The 17,614-nt window shown below is 66.9% G+C and carries 18 protein-coding genes and 1 pseudogene; 14 read left to right on the plus strand and 5 right to left on the minus strand.

Annotation, left to right across the window (positions count from 1 at the left end; all coding sequences use genetic code 11):
- Positions 1–75: 75 nt before the first annotated feature.
- Complete coding sequence (locus tag AWB79_RS03500; protein ID WP_061166007.1) at positions 76–864, minus strand: hypothetical protein; 789 nt, start codon at positions 862–864, stop codon at positions 76–78.
- 305 nt (positions 865–1,169) lie between these two features.
- Between AWB79_RS03500 and AWB79_RS03505 the strand changes: the two genes are divergently transcribed.
- The gene (locus AWB79_RS03505; RefSeq protein WP_232470807.1) at positions 1,170–1,679 is read left to right on the plus strand and encodes a hypothetical protein; all 510 of its coding nucleotides are present in this window, start codon (positions 1,170–1,172) and stop codon (positions 1,677–1,679) included.
- A gap of 149 nt (positions 1,680–1,828) precedes the next feature.
- A complete protein-coding gene (locus AWB79_RS03510) occupies positions 1,829–2,134 on the plus strand; it encodes a DUF1488 family protein (protein WP_061166008.1) in 306 nt (101 codons plus the stop codon).
- Between the two features lie 42 nt (positions 2,135–2,176).
- Here AWB79_RS03510 and AWB79_RS03515 read toward each other — a convergent pair whose 3' ends face one another.
- Together AWB79_RS03515 and AWB79_RS40325 are read right to left on the minus strand one after the other, a co-directional pair.
- Entirely contained in the window at positions 2,177–2,524 is a 348-nt protein-coding gene (locus AWB79_RS03515) for a hypothetical protein (protein WP_332459654.1), read from the minus strand.
- Positions 2,525–2,736: 212 nt separating this feature from the next.
- Positions 2,737–3,078 (minus strand): hypothetical protein, encoded by a 342-nt coding sequence (locus tag AWB79_RS40325; protein WP_232470808.1) that lies wholly within the window; start codon positions 3,076–3,078, stop codon positions 2,737–2,739.
- Between AWB79_RS40325 and AWB79_RS03520 the strand changes: the two genes are divergently transcribed.
- From AWB79_RS03520 to AWB79_RS03540, 5 genes are all read left to right on the plus strand, one after another.
- Positions 3,065–4,579, plus strand: coding sequence for an outer membrane protein assembly factor BamB family protein (locus AWB79_RS03520; RefSeq protein WP_232470809.1), 1,515 nt, complete (start codon positions 3,065–3,067; stop codon positions 4,577–4,579). The genes AWB79_RS40325 and AWB79_RS03520 overlap by 14 nt on opposite strands.
- Positions 4,580–4,680: 101 nt before the next feature.
- On the plus strand, positions 4,681–5,253 hold the full coding sequence (locus AWB79_RS03525; RefSeq protein WP_061166011.1) for a DUF1993 domain-containing protein: 573 nt from the start codon (positions 4,681–4,683) through the stop codon (positions 5,251–5,253).
- Positions 5,254–5,341: 88 nt separating this feature from the next.
- On the plus strand, positions 5,342–6,031 hold the full coding sequence (locus AWB79_RS03530; protein ID WP_061166012.1) for an ABC transporter ATP-binding protein: 690 nt from the start codon (positions 5,342–5,344) through the stop codon (positions 6,029–6,031).
- A complete protein-coding gene (locus tag AWB79_RS03535; protein ID WP_061166013.1) occupies positions 6,028–8,589 on the plus strand; it encodes an FtsX-like permease family protein in 2,562 nt (853 codons plus the stop codon). The genes AWB79_RS03530 and AWB79_RS03535 overlap by 4 nt, the downstream gene beginning before the upstream one ends.
- On the plus strand, positions 8,589–9,671 hold the full coding sequence (locus tag AWB79_RS03540) for a lipocalin-like domain-containing protein (protein WP_061166014.1): 1,083 nt from the start codon (positions 8,589–8,591) through the stop codon (positions 9,669–9,671). Before AWB79_RS03535 ends, AWB79_RS03540 begins: the two co-directional genes overlap by 1 nt.
- A gap of 71 nt (positions 9,672–9,742) precedes the next feature.
- Here the strand turns inward: AWB79_RS03540 and AWB79_RS03545 are convergent, their stop codons facing one another.
- Positions 9,743–9,991, minus strand: a complete 249-nt coding sequence (locus tag AWB79_RS03545; protein ID WP_157695684.1) for a hypothetical protein — start codon at positions 9,989–9,991, stop codon at positions 9,743–9,745.
- Between AWB79_RS03545 and AWB79_RS03550 the strand changes: the two genes are divergently transcribed.
- The gene (locus AWB79_RS03550; RefSeq protein WP_082862258.1) at positions 9,981–10,976 is read left to right on the plus strand and encodes a peptidoglycan DD-metalloendopeptidase family protein; all 996 of its coding nucleotides are present in this window, start codon (positions 9,981–9,983) and stop codon (positions 10,974–10,976) included. The two genes, AWB79_RS03545 and AWB79_RS03550, sit on opposite strands and share 11 nt — an antisense overlap.
- 4 nt (positions 10,977–10,980) lie before the next feature.
- On the opposite strand, the gene AWB79_RS03555 is transcribed toward AWB79_RS03550, so the two are convergent.
- Complete coding sequence (locus AWB79_RS03555; RefSeq protein WP_061166016.1) at positions 10,981–12,162, minus strand: GGDEF domain-containing protein; 1,182 nt, start codon at positions 12,160–12,162, stop codon at positions 10,981–10,983.
- 312 nt (positions 12,163–12,474) lie between these two features.
- On the opposite strand from AWB79_RS03555, the gene AWB79_RS03560 reads away from it, so the two are divergent.
- From AWB79_RS03560 to fhuF, 6 genes and pseudogenes are all read left to right on the plus strand, one after another.
- Positions 12,475–13,191, plus strand: coding sequence for an RNA polymerase factor sigma-70 (locus tag AWB79_RS03560; RefSeq protein WP_074169325.1), 717 nt, complete (start codon positions 12,475–12,477; stop codon positions 13,189–13,191).
- An 84-nt stretch (positions 13,192–13,275) separates the two neighbouring features.
- Complete coding sequence (locus AWB79_RS03565; RefSeq protein ID WP_061166017.1) at positions 13,276–13,518, plus strand: MbtH family protein; 243 nt, start codon at positions 13,276–13,278, stop codon at positions 13,516–13,518.
- A 24-nt stretch (positions 13,519–13,542) separates the two neighbouring features.
- Positions 13,543–13,890, plus strand: a pseudogene (locus AWB79_RS03570) (TauD/TfdA family dioxygenase); the annotation flags it as partial.
- A gap of 59 nt (positions 13,891–13,949) precedes the next feature.
- Positions 13,950–14,765: an ABC transporter ATP-binding protein gene (locus tag AWB79_RS03575; protein ID WP_061166018.1), complete on the plus strand. Its 816-nt coding sequence runs from the start codon at positions 13,950–13,952 to the stop codon at positions 14,763–14,765.
- Positions 14,762–16,852 (plus strand): Fe(3+)-hydroxamate ABC transporter permease FhuB, encoded by a 2,091-nt coding sequence (fhuB, locus tag AWB79_RS03580; RefSeq protein WP_061166019.1) that lies wholly within the window; start codon positions 14,762–14,764, stop codon positions 16,850–16,852. The genes AWB79_RS03575 and fhuB overlap by 4 nt, the downstream gene beginning before the upstream one ends.
- On the plus strand, positions 16,849–17,604 hold the full coding sequence (gene fhuF / locus AWB79_RS03585) for a siderophore-iron reductase FhuF (RefSeq protein WP_061166020.1): 756 nt from the start codon (positions 16,849–16,851) through the stop codon (positions 17,602–17,604). Before fhuB ends, fhuF begins: the two co-directional genes overlap by 4 nt.
- Positions 17,605–17,614 lie beyond the last annotated feature (10 nt).

A 17,614-nucleotide genomic window follows, 5' to 3' on the forward strand; every position in this document is an offset into this window, starting at 1 on the left:
CGAGAGAGGACGGCAAGGAATAGCCCGCCGGAACGACTCTGGCGACCAGCGGACCGCGCGGCGGCCGGCGATGAATCAGGCAGTTCCACGCGGACGCCGCCCGCGCCGCCGGATCGGGGTCCCGGCGTCGGGCGTCACCGAAGTGCGTGGCGGCGGCGATCGACGCGGCGAGATTGCGCGCGTCGTCGGCGCGCGTGGCCGTGAGCCCGCTGGCTTCGAGCACGAGACCATCGCGCGACGAGCCAGCGCCTCGGCGCAGGGATTGGCGAGCAGCGGACGCATGGTTTCATCGAGAAACACGACGCCCACGTTCAGTCTGGCGATCGCCTCACAGGTCGCCGACGCCCGTCCCTCCGAACCGGCGATGCGCCGCCATACCTTGAACGCCGTCACGACGTGCGAGCCAATCACGCTGGTCGCGCGAACGTCGTCTTCCGTGAAGTCGGCGGCGCCCGCGTTGCGCGCCAGTGTCAGCAGAATGCGACGGTCGGCCCCGCGCACGAGCGGCGCGACGATTCCATAGAAGCCGCCGGCGGGGCGCACGGCGGCATCATAGAGATCGGACATCCGGAAGTCCGCGTCCGATATCACCGAAGTCTGGCGCAAGGGCGTGCCCGTGGGTATCGCCTCGATCCATGCGGGCAGCCGGTTTTCGATCTCGCGCTGAAGACGGGGGACATCGTCGGCGCTGAATCCGCTGGTGACCGCGAGCGTGGGTCCGCATGACGCGGCCGCATGCAAGATGGCCTTGTGCGCGCCGCCCGCGAGCGCCACCGACGCAATCGCTTCGGGCCAGTGCTCCGGCGCGAGCGTCGCCTCGTAGATGCTCTGGATCGCGCGATGAATGGCATCGACTCGTTGCATGCGGTCTCCCGCGAGCCTTCACGGCGCCGCGTCTTCAGAAAACCTGCCTGGCAGTATAGGAAGCTTTTCGGACAGGCGGAGCCCGATCGAAGGTCCCCTGCGCGCGAGATTGCCCTCAAATGGGGGTATCGGCTGAGATTGCCGTGCGCGACACTTTTCCCCGGCAGCGCGACGCCATGTCAATGATCATAGGTAGACATGCTGAATAGTGTCGGCGCGAGAGCTGGCGTCCGTTGGCGCACGTTCGTGTCGGACATCGGCATAGGGAGAAGGGAATTCAGAAGTAATCCGTCTGGAGGTCGACGATGAAAAGCACAACCCGCGCATCCGGTATTACCGTGCTGTCCTCGACAGCGTTCGTCGCGATGACGTTTCTGCCGGCGGTCTGCGCGGCCGAAGCGCTGCCGAAGCAGGGGGCCATCGAGGCAACCTACGTCGCCACCGGCAACGACGTCCGGGAGCTCAAGGCGGGCGGCGACGACGCGGTGTATCTGTTCGAATCCACGCTGCTCATGACGAACAACCAGAAGACGCCGCTGATGCACAACGTCACGGCGCGTTGCGTCGAAGCGGGTTTCAGCGCGAGTTCCGCGACCGGCTACTGCGTCTATACGGACAAGGACGGAGACAAGTTCGTCGAGACCTATAGCTATCCGGGCGGTTCGACATCGGGCAAGGGCACGCTCGGCGCGGGCACCGGCAAGTACAAGGGCATCGAGGGAAAGTTCGACTGGCAGCAGGTGCAGGTATTGCCGGCGGACAAGGGCTCGTACAGCTATATCGGGGAAAAGATGGGGAGCTATCGCATTCCTTAGACGTAACCCGTGCCGGCCGCCTCCCGTTTGATCGAGATCAATACGCGGGCCAAATTCATCGCAAAAACTTAAGGGATATGTCCGCTTCGGGGACGTCCCGTTCGTTCGATGCGTGAAGCACGCGCAGCGTCGTTTTGCGAGGTCTCGGCATGAACATCACGTTTTTGAGTCACACGCCCGTCTATCAGGGCGATGTCCCGTCGCTCACGTTCGCGGCCGTCGCCGATGGCGAGCGCGTCGAATGCATCATTTCCGCCGAGGCGCTGGAAGATCACTTCGGCGCCGCGTCGTGGCGCGAGGAAGATCTGCGGCTCGCGTTCGAGAGTCACCGGTCGTCCATCGAAGGCGCGGCGGAACAGATGCTGAGCCGGTTCGGCTGCAACCCCGTCATGCTGCGCAGCGGCTATTTTCGCTTTCGCGAAGCGCGCGCGAACGCCGCTTCGATCCGGAGCTGAAGCGGCGTTTGCGCTTCTATGGCGTGAGGGATTTGCCCGCGCTTACTGTGCGATCGTCTGGAATGGCGGCAGCGGCATCTCGTCGCCGTCGATGAACGCGGTCGCGCAGCGGACCGCGAAGCCGAGCGCGACATCCTCGCTCGCGAATGCGCCAAGTCTTCCCAGCGAAGTCGAATGGCCGTCTTCTTCCAGAATCGACGCGCTCGCCATGAACACGTTGCCCACGCGCGTGGCCGAGGCATGGAAGGCCGCGCCACGGTGATACTTGATGGTCGGGTGAAAATCTTCGAGGTCGTCGAAGGAAGGTGTGACCGGCATTGCGCCGCGTACCGAATGCAGACCGAACAGGCGGTCTCGCTCTCTCAGGATGACGTCATTTGTCGGGGTCATCTGTCTCTCAGGTTCTTTTATCGGAAGGCATACAAGCCTAACCGTTCAGCTTTTGTCGCCTGAGGCGTTTTAAGCTTTTTTACCTTTCTTTGGTAGACGCTTAAGTATGGGGAAAGCGCCGAAATTCGCGTTTCCTGACGGACAGATTGTTCATACCTATACACATTTCCATCAGATTATTCGGCCAAATGTTAGCTTTCTCCGACGCCTTTTTATTGCTGCAACATCTCGCGGACCATAATCGCCGCACCATCCAGCTCGGCCCCCTCAAGAAATTCGAAGAAACGGGAGATTCCGCAGATGAAAGGGCACTTCTCGCTTGGCGTGATCGTAGTCGTCGCTGCCGTTGCGGCAGCAATCATCGGTGGATGTAGCGGAGGCAGTTCGAATTCCGACACGGCCGCGACGTCCGGAGGCAACGCATCGTCTTCGGGGCCGTCATCCGCGTCGAGTCCCGCCACGGCGTCGAGTCCGTCGGCGGCTTCGTCGGCGAGCGGGGCCAGCACGCCGGCCGCGAGCACGGCATCGCCATCCACGCCGATGGACGTCGTCACGTATCACAACGACATTCGCCGTACCGCCGGGCAGCTCGCCGAAACCCGGCTCACGCCCGCCAACGTCAAGGCAGCCACGTTCGGCAAGCTCGGCTTCTATTCCGTCGATGGCGCCATCGACGCGCAGCCGCTTTATCTCGGCAAAGTGCCGATCGCGGGCGGCACCCACAACGTGCTCTACGTCGCCACCGAGAACGGCACCGTCTACGCTTTCGACGCCGACACCGGCACCGTTCTCTGGCGCGTCTCGACCTTGGGCGCGGGCGAAACACCCAGCGACGATCACGGCTGCAACCAGACCACGCCGACCATCGGCGTCACGGCGACGCCGGTCATCGACCGCGCGCGCGGGCCGAACGGCGCGATGTATGTCGTGGGCATGTCGAAGGACAGCTCGGGCGGCTATCACCAGCGCATCCACGCGCTCGATATCGCCACCGGCGCCGAGCTCTTCGGCGGCCCGACGGAAATCACCGGTTCGTATCCCGGCACCGGATCGGGCAGCGTCAACGGCGTCGTGCCGTTCACGTCCGGCCAGTACATCGAGCGCGCATCGCTCCTGCTGATGAACGGCGTGGTGTACACGTCGTGGAGCTCGCATTGCGATGCGCTGCCGTACACCGGCTGGGTCATCGGCTACAGCGCCGATACGCTCAAGCAGACGAACATCGTCAACGTAACGCCGAACGGCGAGATGGGCGGCATCTGGATGAGCGGCGCGGGCCTCGCATCGGATGGCGCGTCGATCTATTTCCTCGATGGCAACGGCACCTTCGACCCGACGACCAACGCGCAGGACATGCCCATTCACAACGATTTCGGCAACGGCTTCCTGAAGCTCACGCCGACGCCGACGCTCCAGGTGACCGATTACTTCCAGCCATCGGACACGGTCGTGCAGTCGAGTCAGGATCTCGACCTCGGCTCGGGCGGCGTGCTTGTGCTGCCCGATCTCACCGACGTCAATGGAAAGGTGCGCCATCTCGCGATAGGCGGCGGCAAGACGCGCGCGCTCTACATCGTCGATCGCGACAACATGGGCAAGTTCGATTCGGCCGGCGACCACATCTATCAGGAGCTTTTCTCGACGATCACCGGCCCGATGTTCAGCGCGCCCGCGTTCTACAACAACACGATTTACGTCGGCCCGGCGGGCGATCGCCTGAAGGCTCTGCCGGTCGTGAACGCGATGGTGGCGACCACCGCATCGAGTCAGAGCACGAGCCCGGCGACCAACTGGGGTTTTCCGGGCTTCGCGCCGGTGATCTCCGCGAACGGCAACACGAACGGCATCGTCTGGGGCGTGGAAAACGTCACCCCCGCCGTGCTGCATGCGTACGACGCCGGCAATCTCGCCACCGAGCTGTACAACAGCAACCAGTCGGGCACGCGCGATCAGTTCGGCGCGGGCAACAAGTTCGTCTCGCCGACAATCGCGAACGGCAAGGTGTATGTCGGCACGAAGACGGGCGTCGCGGTGTTCGGCCTGACCGGAAGCTGATGCGGGAAGCCGATGCAGGAAGCCGATGCAGGAAGCCGATGCGTCGCGGGTCGGGGCCACATCGCGATAAGATCGCGATACCTCGACCCGCGGAGCCTTCGATGCAACTGACCCGTCTTCTCGTCCCGACCTTTCTGCAAACCTTGAAGAGCCTGTCGGCATGGCTCGACAAGGCCGCCGCGCTCGAGAAGGAGCAGGGCGCCGACGCCGATGCGCTCATGACGCTGCGTCTCGCCCCGGACATGTTCCCGCTCGCCGCACAGGTGCGCTTCGCGTGCTTTCAGGCGCTGGAGCCGGTTTACCGGCTGCGTGGCGAGGCGTTGCCGCAGAGCCTGCTCGGCATTCGCACGGAGGGCGCGAAGTCGAACGAAGCGCCGGGCACATTCGCCGATGCGCAAGCGCGTATCGCCGAGGCGAGCGCGTTTCTTTCGGCGCTCACGCCGGATGCGCTCGATGCCTGCAGCGCGTCGCCCATCGCGCTCGATCTGCCGAACGGCATCGTCTTCGATCTGACCGGCGAGCAATACGCGCGCGACTGGTGCCTTCCGCAGCTCTATTTCCACGCGGTGACCGCCTACGCGATCCTGCGTCATCACGGCGTGGCGCTCGGCAAGGCGGATTACGTGTCGCACATGTTCCCGTACATCCGGCCCGGCACGATGCCGCAAGGCTGATTCAGGCGGCGCAACGAGCGGAAAAGCACGATTGTTGGGCACAATGCTTGCGAAATCAGAAATCGCGCCTTCGTGCCTGACCCATCCCATGCGACCCGCCGACCCGAACGTCACTCCCGCCCTCGAATGCCGCCGCCTGACGAAGACTTACGCGGGCGGGCGCATCGTGCTCGACGCGCTCGACTTCGCGCTCGGCGCGGGCGAGTTCGTCGCGGTGATGGGCGACTCGGGCGTCGGCAAATCGACGCTGCTCAATCTGATCGCGGGTCTCGATCATGCCGACAGCGGCGAAGTGCTGATCGACGGCGCGGTCATCTCCACGCTCTCCGACGACGCCGCCACGCGCCTGCGTCGCCAGAAGCTCGGCTTCGTATTTCAGGCGTTTCATGTGCTGCCGCATCTGACGCTGTATCAGAACGTCGCGGTGCCGCTGCTGTTGAACGGCATGCCGCCCGAACCCGCGCGCGCGATGCTCGCGGCGGTCGGCCTCGACGGACGCGACGGCGATATGCCGCGTCAGCTTTCGGGCGGCGAGCTGCAGCGCGTGGCAATCGCGCGGGCGCTGGTGCATCGGCCGCGTCTTTTGCTGGCCGACGAACCCACTGGCAATCTCGATCCGCAAACCGCGCATGAAGTGCTGGAACTGCTGCGCGCGGAAACCAAGGCGACGCGCGCCGCGACGGTCATGGTCACGCATTCGGAAGCGGCCGCCGCCTTCGCGGACCGCGTGGTGATCCTGAGCGACGGCGCGCTGCACGCGGCGACACTCGCGCGATGAGCGATACCGCAATCGGGCGTCGCAGCTTCGACACGCTCACGCGCTGGCTGCTCGGCGCGCAATGGCGCAGTCATCGCGGCCGCGCGCTGACCGCCGTGCTGACGATCGCGCTCGGGGTCGGTCTGGGGTTCGCGGTTCAGCTCATCAACGGCGCGGCGTTCAACGAGTTTTCGGCCGCCGCGCGCAGCCTGTCGGGTCAGGCCGATCTGCAGGTGCGCGGCGCGCAGGCTCTCATCGACGAGAAGGTTTATCCGCAACTCGCGACGCACGCGGGCGTCGCGGTCGCGAGCCCGGTGCTCGAAGTCGATGCCGCCGTGCCCGGCAAGAGTGCGCCGCTCAAGGTGCTGGGCATCGACGTGTTTCGCGCGAAGCGCATTGCGCCGGATCTGACCGGCGTGCCGTCGCCGCAAACCCCGTTCGATGTGCTCGCCGACGACACCATCTTTCTTTCGCCCGCCGCGCAAACCTGGCTCGGCGCACGCGACGGCGCGCATATCGAACTGCAAAGCGGCACCTCGCCAGTCAGCCTGCGCGTGGCGGGCGGCATCGCGCGCACGCGTCCCGGGCAGCGCATCGCGGTGATGGACATCGCCGCCGTGCAGACGCATTTCGCGATGACCGGAAAGCTCTCGCGCGTCGATCTGCAACTCGCGCGCGGCGTGAATCGCGAGGCGTTCCGCCAGTCGCTGCAACACGAGCTGGGCGGACGGCTCGTCGTGACCGAGACGCGCGATGTCGAAAGCCGCACGGATCGGCTGTCGCGCGCGTATCGCATCAACATGAACGTGCTCGCGCTGGTCGCGCTGTTCACGGGCGCGTTTCTCGTGTTCTCGACGCAGGCGGCGGGCGTCGTGCGCCGCCGCGCGCAATTCGCGATGCTGCGCGTGCTCGGCATGACGCGCGCATCGCTCGTGCGCCAGATCATGCTCGAAGGCGCGCTCCTGGGTGTCGTGGGCGGCGTGCTCGGCATCGCGCTCGGCTTCACGGTCGCCGCGCTCGCGCTGCGCTTTTTCGGCAGCGATCTCGGCGGCGGATATTTTCCGGGCGTCGAGCCGCGCGTTGCGTTCGATCCCGTGGCGAGCGCGATCTTTCTCGCGCTGGGCATCGGCGTCGCGCTCGCGGGCACGCTGGTTCCCGCGCTCGAAGCGGCGCGCACCCGGCCCGCGCCCGCGCTCAAGGCCGGCAGCGAGGAAGCCGCGCTCGCGCCGCTCGGCAGGCCGTGGCCGGCGCTCGCGTGCCTCGTGGCGGGCGCGGCGCTGACGCAGGCGCCGCCCGTTTTCGATATGCCCGTCGCCGGATATCTCGCCGTCGCGCTGCTGCTCGTGGGCGGCATTGCGCTGATGCCGCGGCTCACCGCCATTGTCTTTCGCCGGACGACGAAGCCGCGCGGAGCCGTCGCGACGCTCGCGCTCGCGCGCCTCGCCAATGCGCCGGGGCAGGCGTCGATCGCGATGGGCGGCGTGCTGTCGAGCTTCACGCTGATCGTCGCGATGGCGATCATGGTGACGAGCTTCCGCGTGTCGGTGGAGGACTGGCTGGCGCACTTGCTGTCGGCCGATCTCTATGTGCGTATGGCGTCGAGCGGCGACACCGGCGGCCTGAGTTCCGCGCAGCAGGCGCGGCTCTCGGCGGCGAACGGGATCGCGCACGCGGCGTTCTCGCGCACCTCGAAGCTGACGCTCGATGCCGCCAAGCCGCCCGTCGCACTGATCGCCCGCGAGCTCGACGCCGCGGACCCCGGCGCGACGCTGCAAATGACCGGCGACGTGTTGCCGCCATCGGCATGGCATGAAGGCGAAACGCCCGTGTGGGCCTCGGAAGCGATGGCGGATCTGTACGGCTATCGGGTGGGCGAGCGCGTGACGCTGCCCATTGGCGCAACGGGCGCAACGGGCACAACGGATGGCCGCTTCGTCGTCGCGGGCATCTGGCGCGATTACGTGCGGCAGACGGGCGCGCTGCAAATGCGCGTCGGCGACTATCGTAGCCTGACCGGCGATGCGAGCGCGACCGATGTCGCCATAACCTTGCGCGCCGGTTCGACTGCCGCGCAGGTCATCGAGTCGATCAAAAAGCTGCCCTTCGGCGGCGCGCTCGAATTCTCGCAACCGGGAGAAATCCGCGCGCGCACGCTGACCATCTTCGATCGCAGTTTCGCGGTGACGTACCTGCTGGAGGCGGTGGCGATCGTGATCGGCCTGTTCGGCGTCGGCGCGACGTTCTCGATGCAGACCCTCGCGCGCTCGCGCGAATTCGGCATGCTGCGGCACGTCGGCGTGACGCGCGGGCAGATTGTCGCGCTGCTCGCGTCGGAAGCGGCGTGGCTCACGCTGCTCGGCATCGCGATGGGTTGCGTGCTCGGTTTCGCGATCAGCCTGATTCTCGTGTTCGTCGTGAATCCACAGTCGTTCCACTGGAGCATGTCGCTGCACATTCCTTGGTCGATGATCGCGGTCATCGCCTGCGTGATGCTCGCGTCGTCGTGCGCGACGGCCGTGCTGTCGGGGCGCCGCGCCGTCTCCGTCGATGCGGTGCGCGCCGTGCGGGAGGACTGGTGATGCGCGTGCTGCTCTGTGCGTTGCTGTTCTCTTCGATGACCGCCTTCGCCGCCGAACCGGCGTTCGCGCCGGTCGTGCCCGGACGCGCGATTCAATGGCCCCGGGACAGCGGCGCGCATCCGCCGTATCGCACCGAATGGTGGTACGCGACCGGCTGGCTGGAAACGCCGGATCATCAGCCGATGGGTTTCCAGATCACGTTCTTTCGCTCGAATACGGGAAAGAAGGCGAGCGGCAGCGCGTTCGATCCGTCGCAGTTGATCATCGCGCACGCGGCGTTGTCCGATCCGGCATACGGGCGGCTCGTCCACGATCAGAACATCGCGCGGCAGGGCTTCGGGCTCGCGTACTCGAAGGAAGGCAACACGGACGTGAAGCTCGATGCGTGGCGCATGACGCGCGCGCCGGATGGCCGCTATTCCGTCGATGCCGATGCGGCGGGCTTCGCGCTTCATCTGACCTTCACGCCGACGCAGCCGCCGATGATGCAGGGCGACCAGGGCTTTTCGCGCAAGGGACCGTTGCCGGAGCAGGCGAGCTATTACTACAGCGAGCCGCAACTGAAGGTGACGGGCAGCGTGGTGCGGCCGACTGAATCGGGGAAGGCGACTGCGAGCGTCGCGGTGACGGGCCGCGCATGGCTGGATCACGAATGGTCGAGCACGCTGCTGTCATCCGATGCCGCCGGCTGGGACTGGATCGGCGCGAATCTCGATGACGGCGCAGCGCTCATGGCCTTCAAGGTCCGCGCCCGCGACGGCCATGCGGTCTGGGCGCACGCCGCGCTGCGCGAACCGGACGGCCGCACGACGCAATTCGGTCCGGGCGATGTCGATTTCACGCCGGAGCGGCAGTGGCGCTCGCCGCGCACGAACACGGTTTATCCGGTCGCGATGAACGTGCGCGTCGGCGGCATGCGCTGGCGGCTGAGCCCGCTCATGGACGATCAGGAACTCGATTCACGCGATTCGACCGGCGCGCTGTATTGGGAAGGCGCGGTCACGTTGAGCGGCGACAAGCCGGGGCGCGGCTATCTGGAACTGACGGGATATGCGAAGACGCTGGAGGTGGAGAAGCGGTAACGGCTCGTATCGTTTATTATCTTCAGTCAATTGCAGCCAAACATCGTGCAACGTTGTAAAACGGGGTCGGCTTAAGTTTCGTTTAAGAAAGCTCGCATAGTCTCGACCGGACCGTTCTCCTGCTGCACGCGCAGAATCGCTTCGATGCCCGTTCGCCTGTTCGCCCTTTTTTCCCCGAAGATCGCGCCGATTTCCCGGCAGATCGAGTAACGCGCGCTATTTCCGCCGCTCGCGGCCCGCGCGCCGCGCCTTTCGCTCCCTGACGGACGATGCATCCCAAGCGTATCGTCCGCTCCGCTTCTTCCTTCGATGCCCTTCATTCCCACCACCGCCTCGCCCGGCAAGGCAGGCAGACTGTTTTTCGCTTGCGCGATCGGCTCCGTTTGCACCGTCGTGATCTGCGACGCGCTGCATCGGACGCATGAGCCATCCATCGACAAGGACGACGCGCCGGTTGTTGCGCTCAGACCGGGCACGCCGCCCGCGAAGCCCGCTCCGCCGCCGGCACCGCCGGCGCCCGTGCGCACGACCGAGAGCGCGACGGTCGACGAAACCTTCTCGCAAGCCGCCCAGAGCCTCGGCATCGACCAGGGCACGATCGCGACGCTGACTGAAGCCTTTGGCAATAAAGTCGATTTGCGCCGCGACCTGCGCAAGGGCGATACGCTGAGCGTGATCTACGACCGCGCGCCCGGAAGCGATGCACCGATCGACGCGCCGCTCGCGGTGCGGCTCACGACCGGATCGTCTTCGCATGACGTGTTCCTGTACCGCGATCCGGAAGGCGAAGCGCGCTATTACTCGAAGAACGGCAACAGCACCAAACCCGCGTTCTCCCGTTATCCTGTCGACTTCACGCGCGTATCGTCCGACTTCTCGTTGCGGCGGCTCGATCCGGTGACGCATCGCTGGCAAAGCCACGATGGCGTCGATCTCGCCGCGCCCATCGGCACGCCGGTGCATGCAACGGCGCAAGGCAAGGTGACATTCGTCGGCCGGCAAACGGGTTACGGCAAGGTGGTCATGCTGGAGAATCCGCCGCCGTATTCGACCGTGTACGCGCATCTGTCGCGCTTCGCGAAAGGCTTGCGCAACGGCGCGACGGTGCAGCGCGGCCAGGTGATCGGCTATGTCGGCGAGACCGGCTGGGCGACGGGACCGCATCTGCACTACGAAGTGCACGTCGACGATGTGGCGATGGACCCGCTCACCGTCTCGCTGCCCGGCGACGACCGTCTGCGCGGCGAGGAACGTCAGCGCTTCGCGAAGGAAGCCGAGAGCCTGAGCGCCGCGCTGAACGGCTAAAGACTTACGCGACCTGCGCGATGTCCTGAGACGCGCGCTCCGGCTCGCGTCCGCCCGCCGCGACCCAGCGGCTCTTGCCAGCGCGTTTCGCTTCGTAGAGCGCGTTGTCGGCGTCGCGGAGCACGCCGTCGAGTTCGTCGTGATGATGGTCGAAGCGCGCAATGCCGATCGACACGCCGATATCGAGCGGCGCCACGCCATCCACATGGAACGGCTTCGACAGCTCGCGCACGAGGAGATCGGCCAGCACGTGCGGATCGGCGTGCGGCGGCGTGACGATCACGAACTCGTCGCCGCCCAGCCGTGCGGCCAGCGAGCCATCGCCCGACAGATGCCGCAGGCGGCGCGCCGCCAGCGCGAGCAGCGTGTCGCCGACTTCGTGACCGTGCGCGTCGTTGACGGCCTTGAAACCGTCGAGATCGAGATAGAGCAGCGCCGCGTGCGCGGTGTCATGCGCGGCCTCGGGCGCGCGCGAACGCACCGCCTGAAACAGCCCCGCGCGATTGAGCAGGCCGGTCAGCTCGTCGTGGCGAGCGCGGCGGTCGTTTTCCTGCTCGGCTTTCATCGTCGAGACGAGCATGCCGTTCAGACGCCACGCGGCGGCGCTCATCGCGAAGAGATAAAAGGGAATCTGCAGCAGCGTGAGCCAGAGCGTCGGCTCGCCCGACAGCACCGCCCCCAGGCAACACGGCCCGAGCGACAGGAAGATCATCACCGCGACCAGACGCGGCGCGCCGAAATTACGAAAACAGATGCCGCCAACCATCGCCGCCGCCGACAGAAACGAGAGCGTGGCGGCCACCCAGTCGCCCGAAAGCACGCAGACGAGCGCGCCATAACCGACCGTCGCGCCCCATAGCGGCGCGAGCAGCACGTAGGTGTCGGTGAGCGTGGACTTGCCCTCGCGCGCCCGCTTGCGCGCGACGATCAGCACGACGAGCCGCACGAGACACACGGCCACTTCGAGCGCGAGCCAGATGTCGAACGGCACGCTTGGATGACGGCGATCCAGCACCCACGCGACCGCGACCGTGTTGAGCACGCCACCCGCGAAGATCGGCAAGGTGCCGAACAGGCTGCCGACGAGGGCGACACGAATCGCGCGGGGAATGTCGGCTCCCGCGTGCAGCAACCACGTCGCCGCGCGTCCGCGCGGCAGGGTGAATACCTCAGTTTGATGGTCCATGTTGGCTTCCGGCGCGGTCCGGCGATGGCTGAACCCTCGCGGGAAAGCCGGACCTCAATTCGGATAACGGTCGTTCGCATCGAAACTTTAGCGGCTGTCTCAAATTCGGCTCGGTGCCACGTGTCCACCGGACAAAAAATATTCGCCGCGCAGACGTTATTGACAATTCGTCCGCTTGCCGGGCTGCCGCAATGGGCGTGGACCGCATGGGAATCGGATCAAATCTTACAACCAGCTAACATACAAGGATAAGTTGAGAATGATTCGCGTTTACGTTAGCTTCCCAAGTCTTACGGAAGTGGAGCACGATTTATGGCTTACATGCACGCCCAGCCGGCATCGTCGAAACGCACGTCGACTTCGCCGCCGCCTTCGTCGAATTTGCCTCTCGATGCGCTGCCGTTCGATACGCACTGGCATCAGCATCAGCCCGTCGCGCCTGTCGTCACTGCGCCGGCGCCGGAGCCGCAACGGACGAGCGCCGCGCCGGACCTGCTCGAACTCGCCATCGCCAACCGGCAGATGCTCGTGAACATGGCGCGCGGCGTCGTGGGTTGCGCGAGCCGCGCGGAGGACGTGGTGCATGACGTCTTCGTCAATCTCATCGACCTGCCGCAGCACGACGGCGTGCGCCAGCCGATGGGTTACCTCGCGCGCATGGTGCGCAACGCGTCGATCGATGCGTGCCGGCGGCAAAACCTCGAAAACACCTATCGCGCGGACGAGGAAGACGGTCTCGACGTGCCGTCGCAGGAATCCACGCCCGAAGCGTGCGTGCAGGCGCGCGACACGTTGCGCCGCGTGTGCGACGCGCTCGCGCAGTTGCTCGAGCGCAGCCGCACCGCGTTCGAAATGGTGCGGGTGCGCGAGGAAACGCTGCAAAGCACGGCGCGCGCGCTGAACGTCTCGCAGACCCTGGTTCATTTCATGGTTCGCGATGCCGAACAGCATTGCGCCGCCTGCCTCGACGCGCGCGAGCGCAACGCCGCGTGTCCGGCGTTCGTCGGCGGGCGGGCGCGGCGGCGGTAAAAAAACGGGCGCCCCGAACGTCTCTATCGATGAACGCGCTGCAAGCGCCACCGACCAAGGACATTCCGAACGAGAGGTATCGACATGACGCAACAGAGCCACGCAGCGGACGAGCTCGTCTACACGGTCGTCATCAACGACGAAGAGCAGTACTCCATCTGGCCGACGTTCCGCGACGTGCCCGCCGGCTGGCGCGAAGCCGGCGTGCGCGGCCCGAAGGCGGAATGCCTCGCGTATATCGAGGACACGTGGACGGACATGCGTCCCGCGAGCCTGCGCCGTCATATGGACGCGCTGAATGCGCAGGCCAAGGCGCGTCTGAACTGATCCGCACGAGTCACGAACTTTCGCATGACAGAACTCTCGATGATCGCACGCGCGCCGCGACTCGCCGATCTGCGCATCGAGCCGGGTTTGCCGGTGGTCGTCTCGCCGCGCGTGGGCGCCGACATGACGCTCGCGCAAGCCGGGCCGCTCCTGCACGCCATCGCAGCCGGGCACCTGGAACGCGCGGGCGGCGTGCGCTTCACCGGCTTTCGCGTGGAATCGATCGAGGCGTTCCAGCGCTTCGCGGCGTCGTACGGCGATCCGCTGATCGGCTACGAATTCGCATCGACGCCGCGCAGCCAGGTCGAAGGCGGGGTGTACACGTCGACGGAATATCCGCCGCATCGCTGGATTCCGCTGCACAACGAGCGAAGGACCGCGCAAGGTGGTCGTCGCGATGGCGCGGAGCTACCGCGAGGAACAATGACTCGATGACGTTGAGCACGGCGCTTCGCGCGCGTTCCCTGAGCGTCGCTTATCGCGACGACGTGGTGTTGCGGAACCTCGATATCGATATTGCCGCGGGCCGCGTCACTGCGCTGTGCGGGCCCAACGGCTGCGGCAAGAGCACGCTGTTGCGCACGCTCGCCGGATTGCAGCCGGCGAGCGCGGGCGACGTGGAGGTGGACGGCAAGCCGATCGGCTCGCTGCGCCGACGCGCGCTCGCCCGCACGCTGACCATGCTCGCGCAGTTCAACCAGATTCCGGCCGGCCTGACGGTGCGCGAGCTCGTCGCTTACGGGCGCTACGCGCATGGCGGCTGGATGCGCGGTCTGACGCGCGCGGACCACGCGGCCATCGATGCGGCGCTGGACGCGAGCGGTCTAGTCGACGACGCCGCGCGCGATGTCGCCGCGCTCTCGGGCGGCGAACGTCAGCGCGCGTGGATCGCGATGGCGCTTGCGCAACAAGCGCCCATCGTGCTGCTCGACGAGCCGACCACGTATCTCGACATCCATCATCAGCTCGACATTCTGCGCGAGTTGCGGCGGCTCAATCGCGAGCGCGGCCTCACGATCGTCTGGGTGCTGCACGACCTCAATCAGGCAGCCGCGTTTTCCGATGAAATCGTGCTGATGCGCGCGGGTCGCATCGTCGCGCAGGGCACGCCCGAGGCGATGATCGATCCGCGTCATCTGCAGGAAACCTTCGGCTTGCGCATGCTGCGCGTGTCGCATCCGCAAACGGGCGCGCCGATGTGCGTGCCGGCTTACGAAGGCGTCGCCGAATCGACGCGAGCCGCATGACGGCGCTTGCTCCCGCCAAGCCGGCGAAGCATCGCACGGCGGCGCCGAATCGCGTCGGCGTAACGGCGGCCGCGTTGGTCGCGCTGATTCTCGCGCTCGCCGCGGCGCGCCTCGGCCCCGAGATGCGCGCCTGGCTCGACGCGCCTTCCGGCAGCGACGCCGCGCAACTCGCGCGGGTCTTTCTCTTCGATCTCGACGCGCCGCGCGTGGCGGCGGCGCTCGTCGCGGGCGGCTGCCTCGCGGTGGCCGGCGCGCTGTTTCAGGCTCTGACGCGCAATCCGCTGGCCGCGCCCGATCTGCTCGGCATCACCGGCGGCGCGCAACTCGGCCTGCTCGCCGCGATGATCGCGCCGCGTATCGTCGGCGCGGCTTCGGTGCCGCTGCTGTTCGTCTGCGGGCTCGCGGCGGCGGGCTGCGTCGCGGCGGCGGCGGGCGGCTGGCGCGCGACGCCCTTGCGGCTCGTGCTCGCGGGCAGCGTGTGCATGCTGCTGTTTTCCGCGATCAGCACGCTGCTGCTGGCGTTCTTCGAGCAGACGGTCGTGGGCGCGTCGTTGTGGGCGAGCGGGAGTCTGTATCAGCCGGGCGCGGCGGGATTGATGTCGGCGCTCGCGTGGCTCGTGCTGCCGCTCGCCGCCTTGCCGTTCGTGATGCGCCCGCTCGATCCGCTCGCCCTCGGCGACGATGCCGCCGCCGCCGCCGGCGTGAATGTCGATGCGACGCGCCTCTTCGCGATGACCGTCGCGGTCGGCTTCGCGAGCGTCGCGGTGGCGATCGCGGGGCCGCTGTCGTATGTCGGGCTGATCGCGCCGAATCTCCTGCGCCAGGTGCGCGGCGCGAAGTCGTCGAAGCTGGGCGCGCTGGTGCCGCTGTCGGCGCTGGCGGGTGGCGCGCTCGTGCTCGCCACCGACAGCGCCGTGCTCGCGCTCGATCTCGATTCGACCTTGTCGACGGGCGTGGCGATCGCGTTCGTCGGCACGCCGCTAATGCTCGCGATGATCCGCAACGGCGCCGCGTGGTCCGGCGCGACGCATGGCGAGCGTGCGCGCGCGGCGGCGCAACGCGGCATGCGCGTGGTGCGGATGGTGTCGTCGCTGCCGTGGCCGGCGCTTGCCGCGTTGCTGGTGTTCATCGGATGCGCGGTGCTCGTGATCGGCGCTTCCATCGGTCCGACGATGCTTGGCCCCGCGCGCTGGATCGATGCGCTCACACAGCGCGACGACATCGCCCGCATGCTGCTCGAACTGCGCGTGCCGCGTCTTCTGTGCGCGCTGCTCGCGGGCGCGTTGCTCGCGGCGAGCGGCGTGCTGATGCAGAGCATCGTGCGCAATCCGCTCGCCGGTCCCGAAGTGCTCGGCGTGACGCAGGGCGCGGGACTCGCGACGCTCGTCGCGCTGATGATCTGGCCGCTCGCCGGCCATCTGTTTCTCGCGGCAGCCGCGCTGCTGGGCGGAGGCGCGACGCTCGCCATCACGCTGCTGTTCAATCGACGGCATCAGTACGCGCCGCTCGCGATGGCGCTTACGGGCATCGTTATCGGCACGCTGTGGACGACGCTCGCGCAATGGCTCATCACGCAGCAGAGCGTGCAACCGGCGCGCTTCGTCGTGTGGCTGGTCGGCGGCACGTATGGGCGAAGCTGGGGCGACGCGGCGACGATCCTGCCGTGGTGCGTGCTCGCGCTGCCCGCGCTGGCGCTGCTCGCGCGTCCGCTCGATCTGCTCGCGCTCGGCGACGATCAGGCGTCGGCGCTCGGCCTGCCGATCGCATCGTTGCGTCCGCTCGTGCTGAGCGTCGCGACGCTCGCCGCGTGCGCGGCGGTGGCGGCTGTCGGGCCGGTCGGGTTCATCGGCCTGATGGCGCCGCATCTCGCGAGCATGCTCGGCGCGCGTTCGCACGGCACGCGGCTGTGGCTCGCGGCGTTGCTGGGCGCGCTGGTGCTGGCGGCGGCGGATCTCGCCGCGCGCACCTTGCTCGCGCCGCGCGAGATTCCAGCCGGCGTGCTGACCGCGCTGATCGGCGCGCCTTACATGCTCACGCTGCTCGTGATGGAAACGCGCCGCGACAGGCGGCGAGGCCGCGCGCGATGAGTTCGCCGGCACGCAGTTTTGCGGACTTCGCGTCGCCTGAGCTTGCGCCGTATCTGCGCAATGTATGGCTCGGCGCGCCTTGCGACGACGCCGCGCTGATTCCGCTGACGTCGCTGTCCGAACATCGCCCGGCTTTGCTCGACGCGATGACCGCGCGCTATGGCGGCGACGCCGCGCTTCACGCGCGGGCGTTGCTGTCGCAGTGGAGCAAGTACTACTTCGGGCTTGCGGCGCCAGCGGGCGTCGCGGCGGCGCGATTGCTCGGATGTCCGCTCGACATGGCGCCGGAACGCACCCGGCTCGTTCTCAAGCAAGGCATGCCCGCCGCGCTGCATTTCCACGCCGATGCATTGCAGGAGCCCGATGCCGATCCCGCGCGCCGTTATGCGAGTCTCGTTGCACATCTGGACGATGTGATCGGCATGATCGGGAGCATGACGAAGATTGCGCCGCGCGTGTTGTGGAGCAACGCGGGCAATCTGCTCGACTATTTGCTGGCGAATTGCCCGTCGCGTTCGAGTCATGGCGAGATCGACGCGAACTGGCTCTTTCGTTCCACCGACGACAACCCGCTGCGTACGCCGCTGCGCGACGCGAAGCCGCGTTCGGCGCTCCTGCCCGATCCGTTTCGCGCGCGCCGCGTGTGTTGCGTGCGTTACGAGATTCCAGGAGAGACGCAACTGTGCGCAACCTGCCCGCTGCTTTTGACGATGCGCGACGAACAGCTCGCGTTGCAGGACGCCATCCGCTGAAGCGTGCGCG

This window comes from Caballeronia hypogeia (genome assembly GCF_001544875.2).
GTDB classification, from domain to species: Bacteria; Pseudomonadota; Gammaproteobacteria; order Burkholderiales; family Burkholderiaceae; genus Caballeronia; species Caballeronia hypogeia.

Excerpts from the sequence above, each read along its gene's own strand:
- fhuB (WP_061166019.1), top strand. The coding sequence starts at position 14,762 with ATGACGGCGCTTGCTCCCGCCAAGCCGGCGAAGCATCGCACGGCGGCG.
- AWB79_RS03555 (WP_061166016.1), bottom strand. The coding sequence starts at position 12,162 with ATGGACCATCAAACTGAGGTATTCACCCTGCCGCGCGGACGCGCGGCG.
- AWB79_RS03515 (WP_332459654.1), bottom strand. The coding sequence starts at position 2,524 with ATGACCCCGACAAATGACGTCATCCTGAGAGAGCGAGACCGCCTGTTC.
- AWB79_RS03575 (WP_061166018.1), top strand. The coding sequence starts at position 13,950 with ATGACGTTGAGCACGGCGCTTCGCGCGCGTTCCCTGAGCGTCGCTTAT.
- fhuF (WP_061166020.1), top strand. The coding sequence starts at position 16,849 with ATGAGTTCGCCGGCACGCAGTTTTGCGGACTTCGCGTCGCCTGAGCTT.
- AWB79_RS03560 (WP_074169325.1), top strand. The coding sequence starts at position 12,475 with ATGGCTTACATGCACGCCCAGCCGGCATCGTCGAAACGCACGTCGACT.
- AWB79_RS03535 (WP_061166013.1), top strand. The coding sequence starts at position 6,028 with ATGAGCGATACCGCAATCGGGCGTCGCAGCTTCGACACGCTCACGCGC.
- AWB79_RS03540 (WP_061166014.1), top strand. The coding sequence starts at position 8,589 with ATGCGCGTGCTGCTCTGTGCGTTGCTGTTCTCTTCGATGACCGCCTTC.
- AWB79_RS03520 (WP_232470809.1), top strand. The coding sequence starts at position 3,065 with ATGGACGTCGTCACGTATCACAACGACATTCGCCGTACCGCCGGGCAG.
- AWB79_RS03550 (WP_082862258.1), top strand. The coding sequence starts at position 9,981 with ATGCCCTTCATTCCCACCACCGCCTCGCCCGGCAAGGCAGGCAGACTG.
- AWB79_RS03545 (WP_157695684.1), bottom strand. The coding sequence starts at position 9,991 with ATGAAGGGCATCGAAGGAAGAAGCGGAGCGGACGATACGCTTGGGATG.
- AWB79_RS03565 (WP_061166017.1), top strand. The coding sequence starts at position 13,276 with ATGACGCAACAGAGCCACGCAGCGGACGAGCTCGTCTACACGGTCGTC.
- AWB79_RS03500 (WP_061166007.1), bottom strand. The coding sequence starts at position 864 with ATGCAACGAGTCGATGCCATTCATCGCGCGATCCAGAGCATCTACGAG.
- AWB79_RS03505 (WP_232470807.1), top strand. The coding sequence starts at position 1,170 with ATGAAAAGCACAACCCGCGCATCCGGTATTACCGTGCTGTCCTCGACA.
- AWB79_RS03530 (WP_061166012.1), top strand. The coding sequence starts at position 5,342 with ATGCGACCCGCCGACCCGAACGTCACTCCCGCCCTCGAATGCCGCCGC.
- AWB79_RS03525 (WP_061166011.1), top strand. The coding sequence starts at position 4,681 with ATGCAACTGACCCGTCTTCTCGTCCCGACCTTTCTGCAAACCTTGAAG.
- AWB79_RS03510 (WP_061166008.1), top strand. The coding sequence starts at position 1,829 with ATGAACATCACGTTTTTGAGTCACACGCCCGTCTATCAGGGCGATGTC.